Genomic DNA, 719 nt, shown 5'->3' with positions numbered 1-719 from the left:
CTCAACCATATCATGCTCTTTGTCACGGCGTTCCAAGGGCATTGACGTTGAGATAGAGACTGAGCTTTTCGCCGCACGCTTCCAAATCGCGGAGCAAATATGGTCATAAGGTACGCCGAACCGGAACGTGAAAAGAAGGACTGAGCACAACATGAAATTAGAAATTGTTCCGCACAAGGTCCATGTCCGGCTTGAAGATCTGAGAGAGAGCGCCTGGATTGGTTTTGGTGCGGCGGTAGAGTGGATGGCGTGTCGCGGAAAGGCGATGTCTGTCGAGGTCTATGATGACAAAATCGATCAAGCGGTACGTRTTTTAGTCGACTCCCTTGCCAAACTAGATCCATCTGCCTGTGAGGCCCTAGTCGAAGGCATCAAGATAAGTAATGAGACAGCGGTTTATGGATCGTTGCCTCATGGCCTTTGGCCGTTGGTCAGCGTGAATGACGCAGAGTTTGACGATTTTGCCCATCACCTATCTCTTGTGGGAGGAATAGACGAGTGGGGTGGTGAAATCACAGATAGGTTCGGTGACGGCTATACGCGATTGCGCATTAACAGCAGCTATGTTCTGGAAGTATCGCAATCCACTATGCTGGGCCCAGATCCGACGGACTCATCACGTCGAAAGCCCAGACAATCATCGGATCGCCTTGTACGAGTGTGGCTTGAAAAGCTTGTGTTGAAAGTACCGGAACGCTTGGCACCTCTTACGATAAAGG

General features: G+C 50.4%; 1 protein-coding gene. It reads left to right on the top strand.

The features are described 5' to 3' along the window. Positions 1–151: 151 nt before the first annotated feature. Positions 152–719 (top strand): hypothetical protein (locus ACXJ5O_RS28910; protein ID WP_457302905.1); only part of this gene is annotated, 568 nt, incomplete at its 3' end.

It is taken from the genome of Phyllobacterium sp. P5_D12 (assembly GCF_054049495.1).
This window is presented reverse-complemented; position numbering and strand designations above follow the sequence as displayed.